The 21,106-nt window shown below is 46.3% G+C and carries 19 protein-coding genes; 12 read left to right on the top strand and 7 right to left on the bottom strand.

What is annotated here, in order from left to right:
• The first annotated feature begins 151 nt into the window (after positions 1–151).
• The 5 genes from NDI35_RS22145 to NDI35_RS22125 all read left to right on the top strand — a co-directional run bounded on the left by NDI35_RS22145 (position 152) and on the right by NDI35_RS22125 (position 8,140).
• Positions 152–1,027, top strand: a complete 876-nt coding sequence (locus NDI35_RS22145) for a hypothetical protein (RefSeq protein WP_445314612.1) — start codon at positions 152–154, stop codon at positions 1,025–1,027.
• Positions 1,028–1,556: 529 nt separating this feature from the next.
• The gene (locus NDI35_RS22140; protein WP_445314611.1) at positions 1,557–3,782 is read left to right on the top strand and encodes a GAF domain-containing sensor histidine kinase; all 2,226 of its coding nucleotides are present in this window, start codon (positions 1,557–1,559) and stop codon (positions 3,780–3,782) included.
• Between the two features lie 161 nt (positions 3,783–3,943).
• Positions 3,944–5,623 carry an ABC1 kinase family protein gene (locus NDI35_RS22135; protein ID WP_445314610.1) on the top strand — a complete coding sequence of 560 codons (1,680 nt, stop codon included), beginning with the start codon at positions 3,944–3,946 and terminating at the stop codon, positions 5,621–5,623.
• A 224-nt stretch (positions 5,624–5,847) separates the two neighbouring features.
• On the top strand, positions 5,848–6,933 hold the full coding sequence (galT, locus tag NDI35_RS22130; protein WP_445314609.1) for a galactose-1-phosphate uridylyltransferase: 1,086 nt from the start codon (positions 5,848–5,850) through the stop codon (positions 6,931–6,933).
• A 94-nt stretch (positions 6,934–7,027) separates the two neighbouring features.
• Positions 7,028–8,140 (top strand): M24 family metallopeptidase, encoded by a 1,113-nt coding sequence (locus NDI35_RS22125; protein ID WP_445314608.1) that lies wholly within the window; start codon positions 7,028–7,030, stop codon positions 8,138–8,140.
• A gap of 277 nt (positions 8,141–8,417) precedes the next feature.
• Here the strand turns inward: NDI35_RS22125 and NDI35_RS22120 are convergent, their stop codons facing one another.
• Positions 8,418–8,669: a TIGR02450 family Trp-rich protein gene (locus NDI35_RS22120; protein ID WP_242725377.1), complete on the bottom strand. Its 252-nt coding sequence runs from the start codon at positions 8,667–8,669 to the stop codon at positions 8,418–8,420.
• A gap of 246 nt (positions 8,670–8,915) precedes the next feature.
• Here NDI35_RS22120 and NDI35_RS22115 point away from each other — a divergent pair, with 246 nt between their 5' ends.
• Positions 8,916–9,080, top strand: a complete 165-nt coding sequence (locus NDI35_RS22115; protein ID WP_445314607.1) for a hypothetical protein — start codon at positions 8,916–8,918, stop codon at positions 9,078–9,080.
• 352 nt (positions 9,081–9,432) lie between these two features.
• Here the strand turns inward: NDI35_RS22115 and NDI35_RS22110 are convergent, their stop codons facing one another.
• The 3 genes from NDI35_RS22110 to NDI35_RS22100 form a co-directional block, all read right to left on the bottom strand.
• Positions 9,433–9,657 (bottom strand): hypothetical protein, encoded by a 225-nt coding sequence (locus NDI35_RS22110; RefSeq protein WP_006635912.1) that lies wholly within the window; start codon positions 9,655–9,657, stop codon positions 9,433–9,435.
• Positions 9,658–10,222: 565 nt separating this feature from the next.
• Positions 10,223–10,378, bottom strand: coding sequence for a hypothetical protein (locus NDI35_RS22105; RefSeq protein WP_445314606.1), 156 nt, complete (start codon positions 10,376–10,378; stop codon positions 10,223–10,225).
• A 774-nt stretch (positions 10,379–11,152) separates the two neighbouring features.
• Entirely contained in the window at positions 11,153–12,988 is a 1,836-nt protein-coding gene (locus NDI35_RS22100) for a caspase family protein (protein WP_445314605.1), read from the bottom strand.
• Positions 12,989–13,270: 282 nt separating this feature from the next.
• Here NDI35_RS22100 and NDI35_RS22095 point away from each other — a divergent pair, with 282 nt between their 5' ends.
• The 5 genes from NDI35_RS22095 to NDI35_RS22075 all read left to right on the top strand — a co-directional run bounded on the left by NDI35_RS22095 (position 13,271) and on the right by NDI35_RS22075 (position 17,111).
• Complete coding sequence (locus NDI35_RS22095) at positions 13,271–13,972, top strand: V4R domain-containing protein (protein ID WP_445314604.1); 702 nt, start codon at positions 13,271–13,273, stop codon at positions 13,970–13,972.
• A gap of 95 nt (positions 13,973–14,067) precedes the next feature.
• The gene (locus NDI35_RS22090; RefSeq protein ID WP_333042386.1) at positions 14,068–14,334 is read left to right on the top strand and encodes a hypothetical protein; all 267 of its coding nucleotides are present in this window, start codon (positions 14,068–14,070) and stop codon (positions 14,332–14,334) included.
• Between the two features lie 170 nt (positions 14,335–14,504).
• Positions 14,505–14,975: a bilin-binding protein gene (locus tag NDI35_RS22085; RefSeq protein WP_445314603.1), complete on the top strand. Its 471-nt coding sequence runs from the start codon at positions 14,505–14,507 to the stop codon at positions 14,973–14,975.
• A 64-nt stretch (positions 14,976–15,039) separates the two neighbouring features.
• Positions 15,040–15,702 carry a V4R domain-containing protein gene (locus NDI35_RS22080; protein ID WP_445314602.1) on the top strand — a complete coding sequence of 221 codons (663 nt, stop codon included), beginning with the start codon at positions 15,040–15,042 and terminating at the stop codon, positions 15,700–15,702.
• A gap of 242 nt (positions 15,703–15,944) precedes the next feature.
• The gene (locus NDI35_RS22075) at positions 15,945–17,111 is read left to right on the top strand and encodes a pentapeptide repeat-containing protein (RefSeq protein WP_445314601.1); all 1,167 of its coding nucleotides are present in this window, start codon (positions 15,945–15,947) and stop codon (positions 17,109–17,111) included.
• 17 nt (positions 17,112–17,128) lie between these two features.
• On the opposite strand, the gene NDI35_RS22070 is transcribed toward NDI35_RS22075, so the two are convergent.
• Together NDI35_RS22070 and NDI35_RS22065 are read right to left on the bottom strand one after the other, a co-directional pair.
• Positions 17,129–17,599 (bottom strand): bilin-binding protein, encoded by a 471-nt coding sequence (locus NDI35_RS22070; protein WP_333084959.1) that lies wholly within the window; start codon positions 17,597–17,599, stop codon positions 17,129–17,131.
• A gap of 38 nt (positions 17,600–17,637) precedes the next feature.
• Positions 17,638–18,120: a 2Fe-2S iron-sulfur cluster-binding protein gene (locus tag NDI35_RS22065; RefSeq protein ID WP_006635922.1), complete on the bottom strand. Its 483-nt coding sequence runs from the start codon at positions 18,118–18,120 to the stop codon at positions 17,638–17,640.
• Between the two features lie 503 nt (positions 18,121–18,623).
• Between NDI35_RS22065 and NDI35_RS22060 the strand changes: the two genes are divergently transcribed.
• The gene (locus NDI35_RS22060) at positions 18,624–20,561 is read left to right on the top strand and encodes a serine/threonine-protein kinase (RefSeq protein WP_445314600.1); all 1,938 of its coding nucleotides are present in this window, start codon (positions 18,624–18,626) and stop codon (positions 20,559–20,561) included.
• Between the two features lie 362 nt (positions 20,562–20,923).
• On the opposite strand, the gene NDI35_RS22055 is transcribed toward NDI35_RS22060, so the two are convergent.
• A partial coding sequence (locus NDI35_RS22055) for a hypothetical protein (protein ID WP_445314599.1) occupies positions 20,924–21,106 on the bottom strand: 183 nt, incomplete at its 5' end.

Genomic DNA, 21,106 nt, shown 5'->3' with positions numbered 1-21,106 from the left:
TGCTGTGGTGATAATTTTAAGTGGATCGGTATGCAAGATTTGCATCTGTTTATTTTAACCTGGCAGTGTCAGTGATAACCTGTATGAGTAAAAATTAGATCCGAGACTTTGGGTTAACAATTAACAGATTGCTAAGCGTCAAGATAGTTTTATGGCAAATCCAATAGATGACATTGCTCGACAAGCTCGCGAGGGCTCGGTTGCATCGATTATTCAAATCCTTAATGACGAACTGGCACAGGTAGGGGTCAGGGCTCGAGCTGTGTTTGCAGACGGGGTGCTGCAACTGCTGTGCGAAGCTGCAACGCCCCAACTCCTCGAAGAGTCTAGTTTGGTCGATAGAGTCCGAGAAATTTTGGAACGCATTTCGCCCCGCAATATTCGCCGAGTCAACATCAACAGCCGCCTTGTCCGAGAACACCAACTGCTGTGGCTCGAAGAAATTAGTCGCGATCCCGATAATCAACTGTTGTGGTCTCAAGAAATTAAACTCCGAAAGCCCAATTTGTTCAAGCGTTTAGCCACCGCCCATCACGAACGACAAGCTGTGGCAGGCAAGCGGGCTTTGCCGAGAATTGCTATACCTCGATCGATGCAGCAACCGCGGCAATTTCAGCGCGGTATCGTCGGCGGCATCAGCTTGACCGTGCTGTTGCTTGCAGCAGCGGCCGCCATCCACAAAGGACTTAATTCCCAAGTGCCAAACAGCACACAAGCCACCACCCAAGCCGTAGCAACTGCCCCTTCCTCGGAGGCAAAACCTGCTTTGAAAATTTCTAAGGAGACTGTTAATTCTGCTGTTGACTCTTTTGCCCAAGCAGTGCGAGTAGCCGAACAAGCAGCCACCCAGGGCAAAACCGCTCAATCTCGCCAGGATTGGTTAGTCGTAGCTGCTAAGTGGCAGCAAGCTTCCGATTTGATGGCCGCCGTGCCTTCCAAGCATCCCCGCTACACAACGGCTCAGAACCGGACGGCACTTTACCGCCAAAATAGCGATAAAGCCCAACAGGAAGCACAAAATAAGTAAGCAGGTAAGTCGGATAAATTTAAGCCTAGAGTTCGCTGCGCTGCTCTAGGTGTGGTGAAAAATGAGTTTTTGAGCAAAAACTCGAAAACTCTTAGCTATGTTATGAGTGATAATTTGGGGATTTTGAATTTTTGCGATCGGCGTTACTCGATCGGCGGATTTGTATCACAATAAAAATTTGTTAGGATCACAAACTTAAATAGGAAACATCACACAGTAAGAAGAGGGGTGTCACTAAGCGGTCTCTAGAAAACCTTCATACTACTAATAGCCGTCAAAATTAGCGGGAATGGGATTGATAATCATCCGGTAAAGGATGGTAAAGTTCCTCCCGTACAGATAGAAGGGTAGAAAACAGGAAAATAGAACTCGGTCAGATCTGGGTATATTTTTACATATCGAGCGACCCGCCGACCGGCTGCACAAACACAGAAAGCAGGCTCATAACTGTCAAGCCGACAGTTATGGAAAGGTTCTAGATTGGCAGCAGGAGCCGGCTCAAACATCTTAGAATAAAGGCTTGGTTGCCATGATCGATCGCCAGGGAAATCAAGACTTTACTTCGATCGACCGATCGCCGTCAGAGTCTTGCACTTTGTATTTTCCGCAAATCGCAGAACCAGTATCAGTCCAAAAATTTCTGGATCGTCTTATGCAGTTCCAGGTCGATCCTGCCCTTCTTGGGCGACAAATTTGCCAAATTCTCGCCACCAGCTTTGATCGAGAACTCCTGCTGCTGCAAATAGCCAATACTTTGGGGGTTGCATGGGGGGCAGATTTCTGTTTAGTTACTGCTGTGGTTGACCACAAAGCAGTAAATCCGAATGCTTGCTGGCAAAATAGCAGCGATTTCCCCTATGTTGCCGGTGTTGCCGATTCCACTGAAACACCGGAACACCCCCAAACCACAAGATTAAAACCCCCTAGCATATCACTCGAACATCCCGTTTGGGCAAACGTCCTAGCAGACGGCGAGATAGTGGCGATATCCGACTATCTTGATATTCCGGCAGCTTCATCGCCCAATTCCCCTGTGACTGCGCTGCCTTTTCGGGCAATTTTGGCAGGGCCTGCGCGATTTGGAGGGGCTGTAAATGGCATGATGATTGTTAGTAAGTCGCAACCTCACGAGTGGTCGGTAGCCGATCGGCAGCGCCTTGAAGCAGCATCAGACGCGATCGGCAGCGCGATTTCTCACATTCAAAAAACTGAAGAAATTGCCAGCTTAAACGAACAGTTACAGCGACAAGCTAAATACAAAAATCTACTCATGTCAGTTGGTGCATCGATCGACACAAATTCAGAAGTCGATAGAATATTGCAGCAAGTTATTGAAAATACCGTCGATACCCTAGAAGTAGAGAGAGGCCAAATCCTGCTATTGAAATATACAGATACTCTATTTACAACTCGCTCCCCCAATCAAACTCCCAAAGCGAAAGTCGAATTAGTTTGCGAATCACTGGTAAAAAAAGAGGCAAACAAACAGGAAATAGCACAAAGCGGGGCAGGAAAAAAAAGCTCAACATCTAAAACAAAAAATAAGGAAAAAATTGCTAATTCCCAATCCAAAATCCCCAACTCAAAACCAAATAACTCTCCCGCTTTTTGGCTGTCAGAATCTAATTTGTGCCACCAAGCATTCCACAGCGCACCCAAACCCTTAGCCCTCGCTGACGCAGGCGCATTAATCGGCAAAGAACAAGAAGCAGCCACAGAAATTTTGAAACTCCAAGGCATTCGCGGCTTGCTGCTGGTTCCCCTCACGGGCGGTAGCGGGCAGGAAACAGTTTTGGGTTTCTTGGTTTTGCAGCACTCGAAGGCGCGCACTTGGAACCCGGAAGAATTAGAAGTTCTCGAATCGGTCAGCGCTCAAGTGAGCAAGATGATGATCCAAACTCAAACGCTTAAGGAATTGCAAACCGTAGTTTTAGAAAGAACCTCTCAGTTGCAGCAAAGTCTCGACGTGCAGGGGAAACTGTACGAACAATCTGCCAATCAGCTAGAGCAAATGCGGAAATTGAAGCTGGTTAAAGACGAGTTTCTCAGCACTCTGAGTCACGAGTTGCGTACCCCTTTAACAATCATGAAACTGGCGATTCTGATGCTCAAACAAGCTGAACTGCCGTCAGCGAGTCGGACTAAGTATCTCGAAATTCTAGAACAGCAGTGTTCTAAGGAAACTGCTCTGGTTAGCGATTTGCTGGCCCTCAAGCAGTTTGAGCCTCAGCAATTCCCGATTTCTCTAATCAAAATCGATCTCAACCGTTTATTTCAAGATTTAGTTAGGGATTTTGAAAAACAGTGGGTGGATAAGCAATTGACTCTTAAGGTGGATTTGCCCAAGTTGACCCCTTGCTGGGAAACTGACCCGGACATTCTCAATCGGGTACTGCTGGAACTGCTGACGAATGCTGGAAAATACTCTGCTTCTGGAACGGCGGTAGTTTTGGAGGCGTCTGAGGCAGCAGGCTATATTGTCCTGAGCATTTCTAATTTCGGGCGCGGCATTTCTGTGGCTGATTTGCCCCACATCTTTGACAAGTTCCGGCGTGGCACTGGCATTACTGACCAAGCTATCGCCGGTACGGGTTTGGGTCTGGCTCTGGTAAAGTCTTTAGTGCAGCACTTGAATGGTACTATTGATGTATCTAGCTGTCCGGCCGAAAGTTCAGAACCTGACGAGTTGTGGCGCACATCTTTTACTCTGACTCTGCCGCAATTTCCAGCGGAACTCTGTAATTTAGAAGAATAGTTCGGTTGAGAAGCTGCTGGGAATTGGCAGCGAACAGGCGAAACTAGAAGACTTGCCAGAAGAGGGAGATGGGGAAATGTCGTAAATTCTACCAACTCCTCTGTTTTGAATGGTTTGTCTGGTTGCCTGTCTAAATTGCCGGTTCTCCATTCGCCAATATTATGCTCACAAAAGCTGCACCTAAAACCCTGCGTTGGCAACGTTCTAAATATTCGCCACTGGCACGGCAAATAGACATTTTTGCAGCGGCAGGAAAGTTTATGTTTTTTTTGTGGTGGGACGCACTGCTGCAAAATAATTCGCCTCAAACTAGAAGAATTCGCGCTCATTGGTTGGTCAATACTTTGCTAAATTTAGGCCCGACTTTTATTAAAATCGGGCAGTCTCTCTCGACTCGGGCGGATTTGCTGCCGCTTGAGTATGTGAAGGAACTAGAACAGTTGCAGGATCGGGTTCCTCCGTTTAGTTCCGAAGAGGCGATCGCTCTTGTAGAATCAGAGTTAGGGAAGGATATTTATGCTTTGTACCGCGATTTTGACCAGTCGCCAATTGCTGCTGCGAGTCTGGGACAGGTGCACAAAGCAAGGCTGCACACCGGAGAAGATGTGATTGTAAAGGTGCAGCGTCCGGGTTTGGAAAGTTTATTTGATTTGGATGTGAAGGCGGTGCGCCAAGTGATGCGTTTTTGCGATCGCTATTTGCCTGGGACGCGCAAATATGACCTGGAATCTATTTATCACGAGTTTTTTAAGATTTTATATCAAGAAATAGACTACGTGCAAGAAGGTAAAAATTCCGATCGCTTTAGCCATAATTTTCGAGAATATCCTCAAGTTATTGTCCCGAAAGTCTACTGGCAATACACGACTAAAAAAGTCCTGACTCTCGAATACGCACCAGGCATTAAGGTGGACGACCGCATTAGTTTAGAGGCGATTGGAGTGGATATTGTGAAGCTCAATCAACTCGGAATTTGCTGTTATTTAAAACAGTTGTTAATAGACGGTTTTTTTCAAGCTGACCCGCATCCGGGAAATTTGGCGGTGACAGAAGATGGTAGCTTGATTTTTTACGATTTTGGGATGATGGCTGAGATAAAGTCTCTGGCTAAAGACCAAATGGTCAAGACTTTTTTTGCTGTGATGAGAAAGGATACTGACGAGGTACTCAATACTTTAATTTCGATCGGCTTGATTGAGCCGATGCCGGATATGATGCCGGTACGTCGGCTGATTGCTTTTCTCTTGGATAAGTTTATTGATAAGCCGATCGACCTTCAAGCTTTTAATGAAATTAAGAACGAACTTTACATCATGTTCGAGCAGCAACCGTTTCGCTTGCCTGCAGAAATGATGTTTATTGTCAAGTCGGTAACCACTCTCGACGGCATAGCTAGAACTCTCGACCCTAACTACAATTTCATAGCATCCGCTCAGCCTTTTGTCAAGAGTATTGCGGTGAGCAAGGGACGGGGAAATGCGATCGGAGAATTGGCAAGGCAAGCGCGAAGTTTTATTACGTATAAGTTACGGCAGCCAAACAAATCGCAAGTTTTTCTCAAGCGTTTGGAGCAGCGAATTGAAGAGGGCGAACTGCAAATTAGAGTGCGAAATATCGAGAGCGAAAGAGCCTTGAAACGCATTAATTTAGCCCTGAAAACTCTAATTTTCGCTTGTTTGACTGGTTTTGTGTTTTTGTCGGGTGCAGTGCTGCTAGTGGGCGGATATCAAACCGGGGCGATCGCAGCTTTTGCGGTTTCGGGATTCGGTGGCTTGTTTGTGTTGCGATCGTTGTTAGACTTGTTGGTTAAGGAAAAGCTCGATCGAATGGTCGATCGATAAATATACTGGGTAGTTGGGAATTGCGATCGTAAGCTGCTACGCATTTAAATTGAATCCAGATCCTGGCTCTCCGGCCGGTTCGACAATAGCACACGGTAGGCTGACATTGGTACTGCAAACTAAACTTGTTAACATAATTTGCGACTTTAGATAGGGGCGGATTCTCCAAGCACGAAGTTATACTCCTAACATATATTAAACGCGATCGCCCGCCCCTACAAAAAATGCACTCCCAAAAATTGCTAAAACCAGACGGCCGCCCACTCACACTGTACAGTCGCTATCCAATCCCAGAAGGTATCGCGGCCGTAAGTCCCAGCAATGAACCCGTAGAGGCAAACCCCCACTTTCGCTGGCATCCTTTGCGCGGGGAATGGGTAGCATACGCCAGCCACCGTCAGGGAAGAACTTTCATGCCACCGCCGGAATACAACCCGCTGGCAGCTACAATTAACCCTAAGTTTCCGACAGAATTGCCGCCGGGAGATTACGATGTAGCAGTTTTTGACAACCGCTTTCCCTCGTTGACTTTGCAAGCAAAAAACGCACCTGCAAATATTGTAGAAACTTTGCCTGCTAAGGGCATTTGCGAAGTCGTTGTTTTCACTCAAGATCCGCTGGCTTCCCTCGGTTCTTTGGAGTTATCTCACTTGGAATTATTGTTAGAAGTATGGGCAGATCGCACTTCAGTTATTGGCAGCAATCCAGAAATTGAATACGTCTTGCCCTTTGAAAATCGCGGCGTCGAAGTCGGAGTAACTTTGCACCATCCCCACGGTCAAATTTACGCTTATCCGTTCGTGCCACCGGTGCCGGCACGGATGTTAGAATGTCAATCGGTTTACTATCAAAAAAACAGTAGCGGTTTGCTGCAAGATTTGATTCAAAAAGAGATTTCCGACAAACAGCGAATTATTTATTTAGACGAAGAGGCGATCGCCTTTGTCCCCGCTTGTGCCCGCTACCCTTACGAAGTGTGGATTGCCCCGATCGCCCCCGCTGCTACATTTATCGATTTGACCCAAAAACAGCGGCAATCACTCGCTAAGGCTTTAAAAACAGTCACCCTCAAATATGACGGTTTGTGGCATCGCCCATTCCCTTATTTGATGGCTTGGTTTCAAGGACCCACAGATGGGAAACCCCATCCAGAAGCGCATTTGCACGCCCAATTTTATCCGCCCTATCGATCGAGCGATCGGCTAAAATACCTAGCAGGAACCGAACTCGCCGCCGGAATGTTTGCCAACGACGCTTTACCCGAAGAAAAAGCTAAAGAACTGCAAGCCGTATCTGTCAATATAAGCTGAAACCCATTTAAATTTTCAAGTAAAGTTTGATTCAATTATTGTGGGGTGGGCCTCCCGCCCGCCCAAAAAATACAATTTATATGCAAGAAAGCTAATGATAAACTCATTAAATCAAGAAGTAGATCTCAAACTCGAATTCATCCGCAAAGCCTTAACCGAAACAAAAGCGATCGCCCTTCGCTTGCGAGGCACTGATTGGTTTGCCTGGGCCACAGCCGGCGGTTCTCATACAGTATTGCTAACGGCAGAAACCGGAGTGGCAGAACTTTTAATCACTGCCGAAACAGCTTGGGTTCTTACCGATGAAATCGAAGCCCAACGCTTGCAAGATGAAGAATTGCCAGCCAACTTTCAAATGCACATCTATCCTTGGGCTGATGTTGCACAGCGCGAAGCTTTCGTCAAAGAAATTACTGGTGGCGGTAACGTCATGAGCGATCGGCCAACTTCCCAAGAAATGCCAATAATCGCATCTTTACAATCCCGCAAACAGACAATGATGTCAAGTGAATTAGAGCGATACCGGCGAGTCGGGCGTTTAGCCAGCGAAGCGATGACAGAGGTACTTTCCGCAGCAAAACCAACATGGACAGAATATCAGCTAGCGGGAGCCGGTGCAGAGGCTTTGTGGGCGAGAGGTTTGCATCCAGCACTTACCTTAGTTGCTGGAGAAAGACGTTTGCCGCTGTACCGCCACGCCACAGCAACCGCCGAACAAATTGGACGACAAGCAATGTTAGTATTTTGCGCGAGGGGATGGGGTTTGTATGCAAATTTAACTAGATTTGTCTGTTTCGATTTTCTGGGCGAAAAGCATTCAGAGTTGCACCGACAAGTCAGAGAAATTGAAGCAGTGGCGCTAAATTTTTGCCGACCGGGAGTAACGCTGAATGCGGTTTATGATACGCTTAAAACTGCTTACGAAGAGCACGGATATCCTCAAGCAATTGCGGAACACCATCAAGGCGGAACTACCGGATATTTGGCGCGCGAAATTGTGGCGAATCCGGCTACTTCAGATATTTTGGCGGAAAATATGGCTGTGGCTTGGAATCCGAGTTTGTCGGGAGCAAAAATTGAGGATACGTTTTTAATTCACAGCGATGGAACGTTGGAAAATTTGACTTTTGATCCGAATTGGCCGAGTGTAGAAGTAGCGGGAAGGTTGCGCCCTGTGCCATTGGAAATATGGGACGATCGACCGTAGTCATATTTAACTTATCGCTTTAGAGAAAAAAAGTACACTACCCTACAAAACGCATTAAATTGAGTTCGGAACGCCGTACTTAATGTTTTGTTACATACTGAGGATTTTTGCCATTGACTTAGTTAAGCAAAAACGCTGCTACATAAAGGTTTCCAGGACTTGTAGTCATGTAAAAGATTTTTCACAACCGGGAAAGTCTCACTCCGTATTGGTTTGAATCGGAACGATAGCAGCAGGTGGCGGAAGTTCCGCTCACTCTACCTCACAGCCCTGTCTTTTAGTCTGCAGTTTCTAATTCCTCTAATTCTTGCGTAGACTGCCATCCAGCTTGCCAGAGCGATCGGTCTTTGAGCTGTGCGGCGTTCAGCCAAAAACGCACATTTGGATCGCAAGCCGCCACCATTTCTGCAAATACCCATTTACCTTCGTTTTTTCGGTTGACCACTTGAAAGTGTCGCCACCCCCAAGTTTTTTGGTGTGAAGTCCACCGGGAACCAACTAAATAAGGAAATTTTTGTTTTTTGCTCACAGTATTTTTGTAGAAAAATATATTAGAAAGCAAGTGAATTGTAATAACTCGTTCTGTTTGACGATATTAATTCCCTATCAAAGCTCGTCAAATCCTCTCCCCATCTCCCCTTCTCTCGAACATAACAGATAATATAGAGCCGCGGCAGCTTACAGGAGAGTTCACCTAAACTCTATCTGGAAGTAGATGCGTTTATTGTAACTTGCAGCAGTTTCGCATGGGGACTCAAAAGTAGGAAGCATCTCAATGAAAGCAGCCAAGCCCAAAATTAAAGTTAGGAGCCAGGAGCCAGGAGGAAAGAGTCAGAAGGAAGAAGGAAAAAGCCAGAAGAAGTGTTTTTACAAATATGAGATGCTCCCCAAAAGTAAGGGCAGTTCAATGACTGCCCCTGTAATTAGTTATACCTATTGAATAGGATAATTTTTCAGGCGATCCACAAATAGCCTATTTATCCAATACGAGCTAAATCGTGAATCTCAAATCTAAAAGCAAATAACCCAGGTTATAGTTGTGCACAATAATCCGTTCTGTGAAACTTAGTCAAATCTACTTTTAGAGCAGGTTTGACGTTCACTTCCTGCTTCTACCAAGGCGGTCGGCCGCTTCTTGTCCACAGGCGTGTTTTTGAGCCCAACTTTCCCTACAAACATTTTTTCAATCTTGATCGTGTTTCATTGATCCTGTACAGCTCAATAAAAACGCACTTTTAGGTAAGATTGACTAATTTCTTTGATTCTGTCGCTACCTCTTGATTACTTCCCTGTTAAGGCTTTTGGCCGGATAAGTCCAGAGGAAGTTGAGGAAGCCGGAGGCGAACAGCATTTGTTTGCAGCCAAAGAGTGATGGCGTGCTTCCGTTGGGGAGTCACGTACTCTCCGGGTCGGATCACGCCAGCACAGACGCCGATGTTTTTAATAAGGGTTTCTCGCTCCGATGAACTTGCACCCTGTAGCAACCTGACTTGGGCTTTGATAAAATCCACGTTCATAGCTGAAAGTAAAAGTAAGTAAAGAACTCAGTTAAATAGCGATGCTTTGGTTCTGATTGTAACTCTAAAACCAGTTGGTATGAATCAAATTGATTCAACATCCCCATCCTGGGGATCGGGGCGTCTAGAGTTAGCCAACTTTATTTACTTTATCTGTTTTTGCTAGCAAAAGTGTCACTATGCTAGCAGTTTTGGCAGAATTATTTATAGTTAAGAACTGTTACAAATTTGGCTCAATTTCCACAATACGGCAGAGTTTAGTGCTAACGCTACTTTCCTGAACTCAAAAAGTTCAGCATTGTCTCCAACTCCTTCCCTTCTTAGGTTTTAGACTCTCCGATTGGGAAGCGATCGCTCAAGGAACATTCCTGTTCGATCGCCCCTCTTAACAGCCGGACACTGCCACATCACCCTATTGATTTAGATCGTCCCGTAGACTTGGCTGTGGACTATAACTTCAGGCATACGTGTTGTTACCGGGGCTACAATAAGCGAGCAAGTTTTTATTCTTCTTTCTCAAGGAAATATTTTTTGGATTTTCTTGCAAAGCCCTTATTTGTGTTAATTAAGGCAGGTTTGTGATCTCCGAGCCAACGAAGACTCGCAGCTTGCGAATCCAGATATTTTGTGCTGTGTGGCGGTGACTCTGTTTCCTGAATTCATTGGGCGCGATCGCTCCTCCGCGAGAATTGCCAGTAACCGTTAATTTTGTATAATTCATAACAGATCTGTCACTGCTAATAATTTAAAAACAGCCCAAGTTTAAACTCTCTTCTATCCGTCGATCGCTCCTAATCGCCCACAAAGAGGGATAAAAAAAATTAACTTGGCCTACCCGCTTTTTTAAGGCGATTTTGCCTTAGCCATTGCCTTATATTTTGATATAGCCCTATTTGGTGGACACTCAGTTTGTTGAAATCAAATATAGATTAAGCTGACAATTATACTTGATTAAATACCAAATTTAACTTTCTTAATTTGCCAATTTAATTATTAATTACTTCATAAAACTTTAATTATAAATAAATATATATTGACAGCAATTATTCTTGTTAAAAAAAATGTTTTTGAAGGTGGAGGCTTCGGTTTAGGGAACTCTGAACGTTAATTAAAGATATTAATGAATCAGCGTTGCACAATATGAGGATTATTGTGGTGAGTAGGGTTAGGCGTCCCGCAGGCTTTGAGAATACACGCCTTTGGTCTCATGGGCTCATCCCCAAAAACAATCAAAATTATCCGACTATTATGCAGCCCCAATTAACCAGATCCTACGATGTATTTCACTCTACAAAAACAAACCGACCAGGGAGCATATAAAATCCCCTCGCGCAGAAGCTGGGGAGGGGAAATGGTGAATAAAATTATTGGTTTTAAATTATCGATGTGTAGAGCTGTTTTTGCAGTATCAAGAGGTATCGAGCGACCTATCGACCTCTTTCGGCCAGTCGCTAAGATAATTTCCCGGTGGGAAACCGAGAAATTATCAACTAAATCAATCTTTTTTCGGCTGGCGTTGGAGCTTAGTTTTCCAATTGGCGATCTCCTTCTGAGCCGGCTGATAACTCTTAGTACCCGACGGCACCAGCGAAGCAGCTTCAACTGCCTCTTTCAGCTTTCCTTGAGAGCCGCGCAACTGAGCAATTTTGAGAATACTTTCGCTCCACTCTCCAATTAACTGTTGAGCTTCTTCATACTTCGGCTGACCGGGTTCAATTTTATTAGCTTGCTGGATGCCTCTACTGTAAGAAGAGGCAACCCCCCGCTTAATTTGACCCTTAGCAGCCGATAGCAAAGCAGCATTTACATCCTGGTCTTTGGATAGCTCCTCCCACTGAGCGATCGCCTGTTTCGACTGATTGTAAACAGGCTGATTGACATCCGGCATCAATTTAGCCGCGCCGATCGCCCCCTGGAAATCGCCCCGAGCAGCCCGCCCGTTAGCTATATCCAAAATTGTCAAACTCCAGCGCTCAATATCCTGCTGAGCCTGCGGGTAGAGCGGATCGCTAGGCGGAATCGTTCGAGCCTTAACCACTGCTTTATTAAAACTAGAAGCCGAACCATCCTTGAGGAAAGTTTTCGCCTCAGCCCACACCTGCTGGCTCGATGGTGGCTGCTTGGTTCCAGTCCCCGCTTGCACCGCCCGCGGTTGGTTCTGCGATCCCCCAGTACCAGTAAATTTTTGAGATCCAGAGTTTTCGGCATTTTTAGCAGGCGATCGAGGATCTCCTTCCTGCTGACCAATAAAAATTGATTTGTTCGTCACAAAAACACCCAACAGCAACACCAAAGCCGTAGCTGAACTCCACAAAATTAGCTGCTGCAAAAATGACTTATCCGAGCCCCCGTTATGCTCATCCTCCGGCTTTTGCAAGTTCGGTCGATCGCCACCCCGATCGGCAGGGGCCACAGCATTTGGCTGCGACACTGGCGGCATCTCAACCGGCGAATCCTGAGCATTGCGAACTGCCGGAGGCAGATCCATTCGAGCCGTACCCGTAGCCATGTGCGGGCGATCGAACCCATCACCCGTACTAACCGTCATATTGCCGTTGCGTCCGGCCAACGCAGCAGTTGGTACCCCTGAAGCATCCGGCAAAATCACCAAATTAGCCTTTCCCGGAGGATTCACCACCATCAAAGGTTCTTGTTTCGGACGCAAATGGTGGTCACACAGCTCCGGCAGTCGATCGCTCAAAAAACGGTCTAAACCCTTAATCGTCATGCACTGTCCCGATCGCAGCCCCTCCAAAAGCGCCGTCGTAAAAAACCCCTGACGCAAAGCCGAAGTTTCCCGCGAAACTTGATTCGGGCGGCAAGAAAGCACTGTTGGGATTTCCAGTTCCCGCGCCAGCTCGACCGTTTGAGAGCCGATCGTTTCCCCCGCTTTCACAATCTGGCTGCGGTTCATATCAACCAGCACCAACACCGTTTCGGTAGGAGCGTTTTTGAGAGTATTCAACAGCAACTCTACCGGAATCCCCGTCCCCTGAATGTCAGCCGGATTGCCGTCAACCGGCATCAAATAATCCTTACCTTCATAGCTGACACCGTAGCCGCTAAAAAAACACCAGAGTAAATCTCCCTGTTGCACATGTTCGGCGCAGAGGCTTTGGGTCAATCTCAGAATATTTTCCCGATTTGGATATGTAGATTGACCCCACAGCGACGGCGAGCTATCGGTCATCAGCAGACATCCATCCGGCGCAAAACCCGCCTCCTCAGTCAAAAAACCGTACAGGGCCTCTGCATCCTCTTGGGCATAACTCAAAGGCTGGAGTAACTGATATTGATTGATGCCTATTGCAATACAAGCGTGATTTTTCATCCCCATATGCCCTATATATATAGTGGACAGCTTGCACAAAACGATAACACATAGCCGTTTAAGGTTATACCCACTTTCGTCAGCACTCAGAGAGCAGTTGTCCGAAGGCAGAACTCCCAACAAGCCCCCAAATTTAGCATCCTAGAATTTTTAATTCTTATATTGCAGTGAAAAATTATACCCTGTGCCTGCCTTTAGAAAAATAAAGTTAAATTGGATACATAGGCCAGTCTATTTGACTCTAATTTTCACCAAACTACACCAAAAAGGAATAACCCGCCAATGGTCTCTACCGCTAAAAAAGAAATCTCCACCCACAGCGAATCGCTACTGAAGCAAAATCATCCTAAAACTCACAGCCACTATAGGTTTCAGGATTTTTTTGCCTTCGATCGCCAGATGGGTACAATTGACGACTGGAATCAGTCGCGCAACATTTTTACCAGCGAAGACTTCATTATCGGTTTGGTGGAGGGGCTCGAAGAAGAAGTCGGCCCCGCGTCCTCTGTCATCATGTATACTATTGGTTGCCAGTGGGGACTTCAAGATTCCGAATTTTTTCAAAAATGGTTTAGTGCCGAATACAGCCAGAACATTCGCCAGTCAAATCTCATGTTTCTGCTAGAAACTTGGTGGTGGCCTTTCACAGCTCAAGGTTGGGGTCGCTGGGAAGTGGACATGAGCGATCGCAAACACGGCTGCATCTTCATCAACCTCTTTGACTCAGCAGTTGCTCGCACTTTGGGCGACGTAGGCAAACCTGTTTGTCACCTATACGCAGGTTTGTTCGCCGGTTTCTTCGGCTCTCTAGTCAAAAAGCCTCTGAGCTGCATAGAACTCCAATGTTACTCAATGGGAGAAACCTATTGCAAGTTCCTGCTTGGCAACCCAGATAAAATTGATGCAGCAGCATTCTGGCTCAACGAAGGTGCCAACGCCCGCGATATTCAAAATCGACTGCAACACGGTGAAATATTGCGGTAAACAACCTGGAAAGGCACATCCCCTGCCCTGCCTTTCCTCCCACCAATTTCGCGATCGAAAGTGCGATGGTGGATTTCTCCAGGCAGGAAGTAAAGATGAAAAGTCAAACTTCATGGTTGGACCAATCTGTCCAAGAATTCTTTGGTCACTATAATTGGCTGGGAAAATCTTTAGAAACCCCAAATGGCTCGACCCCCGGTCAACTTCTGAGTTTAACCCAGCCAGTAGCAGACTTTTTTCAAGCTATTTCTTGGGAAGGAATTCCGGAAGTAGGTGCCCTACCCCTACCGCCACCCTTGCCAGTAATTTCTATTTCTGAACAAGCCGAAGTCACCATTGATGACCTATTCGATCTGTTTTAATCTGTGTAGGGAATAGAAAATGAAAAATAGGGCAATCCCTCATCCCTCTTCCCTCACCCCTCTTTCCTCATCCTTCAAAATCCATTAGTTAAATCCGTTAAATCCCGTGCATTGCTCGTTGCCGAACTTCCTTCCTTTTATCAATTACCGATTACCACTTAATTAAAATCATGCACCCTGAGATTGAGGCGCTGCTGGATCAGGCAGAAAACCGCTTTTTAAAAGGCGAAGAACTGATAGCTTTTAAGCGTCAAGCTGTAACCCTTGTCCAGCGCTTAAAAATTTACGAATTTTTGCGAGAGAAGGAAGCAAGCATCTTCCAACCAGTAGCCAACAAGCTACAAGAAACGTTCCCCGACGAAAAACAAGAAACCTTAGAAAGATCGCTCAAACATTGGGTGTTAGTCTTGCGGTACTGCGCTATGGCTATGCTGCTAAACGATCAAAATTTTCTCGAACAGCGCCTTGTAGACTGGCTTTCCGGCATAGTCGAAGCCCACCAAACTCAAAAGATCGAAGCAACTGTTTGCAATCTGCTGCAAACTCGTTTAAAAGAATTGCTTTCCGAGCAAGCCCGGACTATATTGCAACCATTTTTTGACCAAGCACAGTCAATTATTATTGACCAAGATAATAAATAATCTGCTTTCTTTCCAATTTCCAATTTCCAATTTCCAAATCCCGATTCCCAATTCCCAATTTCCGATGATTAATATTGCCGACTTACTCAAACAGCCCCGACTCCCTGGAAACTACTTTGCCAGCGATGCCTACGTCCGAGGCGACCTCGAACTCGGTCTCCTCGAAAACCGCCGGGGCGATCGGCTTTTAGCACTCCCAGAAACACTGATTCAAGCCATTTATATTGGCTTAGAACAAGAAACAGGTCAAGCCTCCCGCCTCGTGCTTTTCAACTGCGGTCGCTGGTGGGGGAAAAACTTCTACGTGCGTTTTTGCGAAGAAGTCAGCGAATACTACGGTCAGCCAGTTTCTGAAATGGAAATGGTAGAATTTCTTCAGTCCTTGCAGCAGTGTTGGAAAACTCATGGATGGGGAACATTTGAGCTTGACCCCAGCTATTCCGAACAGGGATTTTTAATAGTAAAAATTGCTAACTCTCTTTTTGCTAAAACAGCCCCCAAGTCTAAGCGACCAGCCTGTTTTTTAGAAGCAGGTATTTTAAGTGCGTTCTTTAGTCAGCTTACGGGTCGAGAACTTCACTGCCTGCAAACATCCTGCGAATCATTGGGCTCGGACTGCAACCGCTTTATTTTAGGGCTGCGCGAGCGCCTCCAACCAGCAGATTCTATGGTCGAAGAAGGAAAAGACCATGAAGCTATTCTCAGTCAACTTTTTCAAAAAAACTGACTTATTTAACAGCTATTAGTTTGTTGCTAATAGCTGTTAAATCGATTTTTGGGCAGCCATATTATCGACCGTATCATCAAAACTGTGAGTTAAATTATAAAAAAGCTCGTGAGTTAAAAAATAAGGTTTTAGCAATTCAAATAAAACCTGATGAGAACTAGCAGCTAGAAACTTCATAACTTACTCTAGAAACTCATAAAATTTAAAAGCCATCAAAACCTCAAACATTTTGCTAGAACTTAATGGACGCCAATGAACTTCTAACTCGATATGCAGCCGGCGAAAGAGATTTTAGACTGGCAAATCTGCGCGGCATTGTGTTGAGTCCGATCGATTTATACCGTTCCAGCGATGCCCCAACTCTAATTTTGGCAAACCTCAACCAACACCAGCAACGACCCTACTTAATCGGTGCGAACCTCAGCGGGGCCGACCTCACCAAAGCCCATCTGAGCCGAGCCAATCTCAGCAAAGCTGACCTCAGCGGCGCCAATCTCACCGGCGCCAACCTCATGGCAGCCAGTCTGAGCGGCGCCAATCTCATCGGCGCCAATCTCACCGGCGCCAACCTAGCCGGCTCTCATCTGAATTGGGCAAACCTGACCGGAGCAAATCTTCCCAATGCTAATCTCATAGGTGCAGATATGAGCGCTGCTAACCTCACCAAAGCCGTTCTCACCGAGGCTAATCTCAGTAAAGCATATCTGATTAAAGCCAATCTCAACGGGGCAAACTTCAAAGATGCTTACTTAAGTCTAGCGAGTTTGAAAGAGGCAGACTTGACCGAAGCACAGCTCACCGGAGCCGAATTATCCAAAGCCAACCTAGCCGGAGCCAACTTGACCCGTGCTAACCTCAGCAAAGCCAACCTTTTGAAAGCTAATCTCAGGCGAGCTAACCTCACTCAAGCCTATTTAAACGGTGCGTGCTTGATTGGATCAGACCTTAGCGAAGCTTGCTTGGATAGAGCCAATTTGTGCAAAGCAGACCTCAGCAAAACCTACCTGAGAAACATTACTTTGAATGGCAGCCACTTAAGCGGTATTAACCTCAGCGGGGCCGACCTCAGCGGTGTAGACTTGAGCCGCAAACTTTTAACTGGAATTAATATGGCAGAGGCATTGTTGAACGAAGCCAACTTGAGCGGTGCTTATCTGATGGAAGCTAACTTGAGCGGGGCAAACCTCAGCAAAGCCAACTTGAGTCTAGCCTACCTGATCAATGCCGACCTGTCTAATTCTTGTCTGCATGAAATTAACTTGAGCAAAGCTAACCTAAGTCAAGCCAACTTGCAGAAAGCTGACTTGACAGGAGCCAACCTCCGGGGAGCGATTCTCACTGAGGCGGATTTGACGGGAGCGAAGTTGATTGGAGCCACTCTTCCTAACGGCACAGTTTATCGGCGTTAAGTTGTCAACCCCCTTGATTATTTGCCTAGTAAAGTGCGGTTGATGTCCAGAATCGGAAAAAATAGGTTCCTTTCTTCCACCGTGAGATATTGTTTAAGGACCTTTTTCATCACATCGTAAGTCACGGTTGCACTATTTCTAACTTGAACAGCGCCTAAAATAGTTTGCAACCAAAGTAGTAGCCGATCGCGCAACCGTTCAGTATCATTAATCAACAGTGCTGCCGCTGAATGCCTCAACACCCGCACAATATCTCCACGGCACTTTTCAGTCATATCGTTAGCCCCGCGCCGAAATAAACTAGGGTCTAGAGACAGCATTTGTGCTTCCACCTGCCGCATAATTTCTGTTTCAGAGGCTTGAAGTTTTTTATAAGCACTCATCCGGTGATTCAAAGACTGAAAGTAGTCTTTCAAAAATTGGAGTTCTTCTGCACTGGCGTAGCGTCCGTCTGCTTCCGTGCTCAAACGCGCAAGTTGGCTCAACATAGATTTTTCTCTACTACTAAAATACAAAGATATCAGTTTTAAGCTTCTTTAGTCCGAACTAAATACTGTCCTACTTGAAAGCGCGTTTCATTAAGCTGTGTAACGATAGAACGAGTAATTAACTTTCCCGATTCTACAACTACTTGACCCGTAATTGGGTGTAATAAATCTTGCTGGGCCCGGCGACCGATCAGAGCTTCGACATTTTCAATAGCATTAATGTACATCCCCGCAGGCAACTGTACAACCACACCCTCGCCCATAATTTGAGCCTGACAAGCAAGTCGCGAATTGGCTTTAGCCGTAGTAATGACTTCCAAAGTTCTTCTCTCGCGGCGGTTCATGTCCGACAAGCCTTCCATGCCTTCTTTAATGTAAACATGGCAGGTAGCGCACATTCCCCGCCCCCCGCATTCCTTGAGAACGTCTAAGTCTTTGGAAAGTAAGGCAGACAGGATATTTGATCGGGTTTCGACTGCTATTTCCTCCGCAATTGGATCTAGTTTAATAATTTTAACCATATTGATGTTTGCTCCTGTCAAGTTCAGTATTTAGCAAGTTACGATCAACTTATTCAAAGCGCAAAAAAATTTGGCTAACACTCAAAAAGGTTAAGATGCCTTGACGACAGCATCGGCTTCTGGCTCTCTAACCCCTATGGCATAACCGCACTTCTGTTTTGGTCATCGCTGTTCCCTCGCCCCGATTCCCCAGCTTAGCCTTGAAAAGCTAAAACCTTAGATACTTTCTAGATGGCATTGAAAAAACTGTAATAGTCGCGATCGACTAAAATAGCAGCCACAGGTAGTTCCACATCGGGTACCGGCATTCGGCAAGATTGATAGTGATTCCGAAGCTCAACGATGATTTTAGTAGGTGCGAGTGTGCGATCGCTCTCAAGGAGGCTGAGAATGAACCTGAGATAACATAGGCTGTACCTGGCGAGCGATTCAAAAATTTGAATTTTTGTCAGAATTATTTACATATTTTAATACTAGCTCAAGCTTTTTCTATAATTAGACCGATGCAACATTCTAAGTACCGCATTTTAGGGCTAGTCGGACAAGGACAATTTGGTCGAGTCTTTTGTGCCAGCGTTCGAGAAGCTCCCGCCCAGGACTCCCGCCTCACCAGCCAACTGGTTGCTCTCAAAGAACTTAGTCATCAGAAAGCCCCAACTAGCGAATTCTTGCGAGAGCTGTGGTTTCTGATCACCTTGCAGCACCCCAATATTGTTACCTGCCGAGCTCTAGAACACACAGCTACAGGCAGGTACTTGGTTATGGATTACTGCGAGGGAGGAACCCTCCGCAACCTGCTCAAACAAGACCGCCCCTTGCGTCTGCTCGAAGGTTTACAGCTAGTCATGGAAGTTTTAGCCGGCTTAGACTACGCCCACCGCCGAGGCGTAGTTCACTGCGACATCAAACCCGAAAATATCCTCCTAACTTTAGGGGCCAAAGGTTGGTCGCCCCGGTTGTCTGACTTTGGCATCGCGCGTCGGCTGCCAGAAATAGGTACCACTCGCCTCCACCAAGAAATTTCTCCCGACGCTACCGTAGGTTCCCCCGCTTACATGGCCCCTGAGCGGTTTTACGGTCTTTTTTCCCCGATGTCAGATATATATGCAGTAGGAATTCTGCTGTTTGAATTGCTAATGGGCTACCGCCCTTTCGGGGGAACCCCCGGAGACTTGAGGTGGGCACACCTGAATCAACGCTTGCAATTTCCCGACGCCATCCCCGAACCTTTGCAAGCAATAGTCAAAAAATCTTTAGAAAAGCTGCCAGCCCGCCGTTTTGCCAGTGCTTCCCAAATGGCTCAAGCTCTGCGGCTGATCATGTACGACCCCGCTGTCAGGCAATTGGGCGACTGCATTATTCCCTGGGAAAGCCCCACAACCAGTGGTGATAAAAGTCTGAAGTCTGAAACTGAGTCTTTGTTAGAAGTTGAAGAGGAAAAAGCCTCACTGTCGGCAATTAATTTACTTGGGACTGTCCGCTATGCGCTTTCGCAGCCCAAGCCAGTGATACTTCCAGCACCGTTGACAGCTTTAATTGCCACTGAAACGTATCTCTATGCTGCTGTAGGTACAGAGGTGAAGGTTTGGTCTCAGCCGGGAAAACAGCTAGTTACAGGAGAAATGTCTACTTCTATTTCATTAATGCCGGAAATCGTGCGGGGCATTTTACCTGTTTCCCACGGCTGCTGCGTTCTCACTCCGCAAAAACTTTACTGGCTCAATGAGCGCTCTTGGGAGCCTCAATGTTTGCTGGATATGGGTTTGAGGCAAGGTCCAGATGCTTTTAAAGCTGCTGTAGACTCTCACGGCAACTGGTTGACAGTAGCGGTGCCCGGCGAACTGCGTTTTTATTCTTTAGCTGGAAACAGCACTGCTGGCGATCAGAAAAAAGCCTTGAAGCTGATCGCTACTGTGCCGTTACCAGAACACTATTTACCAGAATTAATGTTTTTGGATCGGCGACACGTCTTAGCAGTTTGGCCGGACAACGAACCAAAAAATCCCCAAACTATTTTTAGAGTTTACACTCGCCGCGGCACGCCGGTGGGTTCTGTGCGGTTGTCTGCCAGCGTCGGACAGATGCTGTTGACACCTGAGCCTTATACTTTGCTGGGAATTCCCCAAGGTGGTAAAGCGGCGGTGCTGTTGATGAAATTGTGGCCGCTCAAGGTAGCGCGAATTCCCCTTGAAAGTTTGCCCGTGTCTGCTTGTGTGGCTAATTGGGGATGGGTGTTGGCAGATGTTGGGGGGCATATAGAAGTGTTAAACAGTCAAGGGATTCAAGTAGGAAATTTTAGCAGCCCCGCCTCACCCCGGGCGATCGCTTCTTGGGGGAATAGAGGTTTGGTGATTGCTGTCAATACTGAGGAAGAGAGTCACTTGCACTTTTTAGATGTAGATGTTGAGGAGACCAACTCGCCCTCGATCATCAAAGGCTGATAACTGGGGTAACTGAAGGAGTTTCGGGGTGTAATTCAGAAGAGTGTATTTGCCGGCGATCGACTTCTGGGAGTTTGATCTGGGTTAGAGTACCGTGTCGTGTGAACTTCTGGATTTAGAATCAGAGGAATTGTTAAGGGCGATCGGCTCAATCTGAGACCCAAACGTCCCTCAGTAAAGTCCAAGAAATCCAGACACGACTTAGATATATATGACTCATCCACCAGCCTGCTTCTGTCATCCTAACCCCAGGATGCAGCGTCACAACGATGCATCCTCACAAGGATGCAGCGTCACAAGGATGCAGCCTCACACCTTACACTATAACCTTGCCTTACCTATACTCGAAGTAAGCCCCATCATCATGTTGAACCACGGAGTTCTTCTACCCAGGCGCGGGAATTGTCAGGGCAAAAGCCGTATTTTGGTCCTAAAAAAGACCCCATAGTTAAAAGAGGAGTCAGCCAGCGGAGGTCGGAGCCGTGAACGACAGCCGAAACCCTTGGTGTGTATAGGTTAAAAAAAAAGTCAAAAATATTTTCGCA

Origin of the sequence: Microcoleus vaginatus FACHB-2002, from assembly GCF_040004035.1 — a bacterium.
Classification (GTDB): domain Bacteria; phylum Cyanobacteriota; class Cyanobacteriia; order Cyanobacteriales; family Microcoleaceae; genus Microcoleus; species Microcoleus vaginatus_C.
Note: the sequence above shows the minus strand (reverse complement) of the source record. Positions and strands in the feature narration are given on the sequence as shown.

Bases quoted from the DNA above. Each gene is read 5' to 3' on its own strand.
- NDI35_RS22145 (WP_445314612.1), top strand. From the start codon at position 152: ATGGCAAATCCAATAGATGACATTGCTCGACAAGCTCGCGAGGGCTCG.
- NDI35_RS22140 (WP_445314611.1), top strand. From the start codon at position 1,557: ATGATCGATCGCCAGGGAAATCAAGACTTTACTTCGATCGACCGATCG.
- NDI35_RS22135 (WP_445314610.1), top strand. From the start codon at position 3,944: ATGCTCACAAAAGCTGCACCTAAAACCCTGCGTTGGCAACGTTCTAAA.
- galT (WP_445314609.1), top strand. From the start codon at position 5,848: ATGCACTCCCAAAAATTGCTAAAACCAGACGGCCGCCCACTCACACTG.
- NDI35_RS22125 (WP_445314608.1), top strand. From the start codon at position 7,028: ATGATAAACTCATTAAATCAAGAAGTAGATCTCAAACTCGAATTCATC.
- NDI35_RS22115 (WP_445314607.1), top strand. From the start codon at position 8,916: ATGAAAGCAGCCAAGCCCAAAATTAAAGTTAGGAGCCAGGAGCCAGGA.
- NDI35_RS22110 (WP_006635912.1), bottom strand. From the start codon at position 9,657: ATGAACGTGGATTTTATCAAAGCCCAAGTCAGGTTGCTACAGGGTGCA.
- NDI35_RS22105 (WP_445314606.1), bottom strand. From the start codon at position 10,378: ATGAATTATACAAAATTAACGGTTACTGGCAATTCTCGCGGAGGAGCG.
- NDI35_RS22100 (WP_445314605.1), bottom strand. From the start codon at position 12,988: ATGAAAAATCACGCTTGTATTGCAATAGGCATCAATCAATATCAGTTA.
- NDI35_RS22095 (WP_445314604.1), top strand. From the start codon at position 13,271: ATGGTCTCTACCGCTAAAAAAGAAATCTCCACCCACAGCGAATCGCTA.
- NDI35_RS22090 (WP_333042386.1), top strand. From the start codon at position 14,068: ATGAAAAGTCAAACTTCATGGTTGGACCAATCTGTCCAAGAATTCTTT.
- NDI35_RS22085 (WP_445314603.1), top strand. From the start codon at position 14,505: ATGCACCCTGAGATTGAGGCGCTGCTGGATCAGGCAGAAAACCGCTTT.
- NDI35_RS22080 (WP_445314602.1), top strand. From the start codon at position 15,040: ATGATTAATATTGCCGACTTACTCAAACAGCCCCGACTCCCTGGAAAC.
- NDI35_RS22075 (WP_445314601.1), top strand. From the start codon at position 15,945: ATGGACGCCAATGAACTTCTAACTCGATATGCAGCCGGCGAAAGAGAT.
- NDI35_RS22070 (WP_333084959.1), bottom strand. From the start codon at position 17,599: ATGTTGAGCCAACTTGCGCGTTTGAGCACGGAAGCAGACGGACGCTAC.
- NDI35_RS22065 (WP_006635922.1), bottom strand. From the start codon at position 18,120: ATGGTTAAAATTATTAAACTAGATCCAATTGCGGAGGAAATAGCAGTC.
- NDI35_RS22060 (WP_445314600.1), top strand. From the start codon at position 18,624: ATGCAACATTCTAAGTACCGCATTTTAGGGCTAGTCGGACAAGGACAA.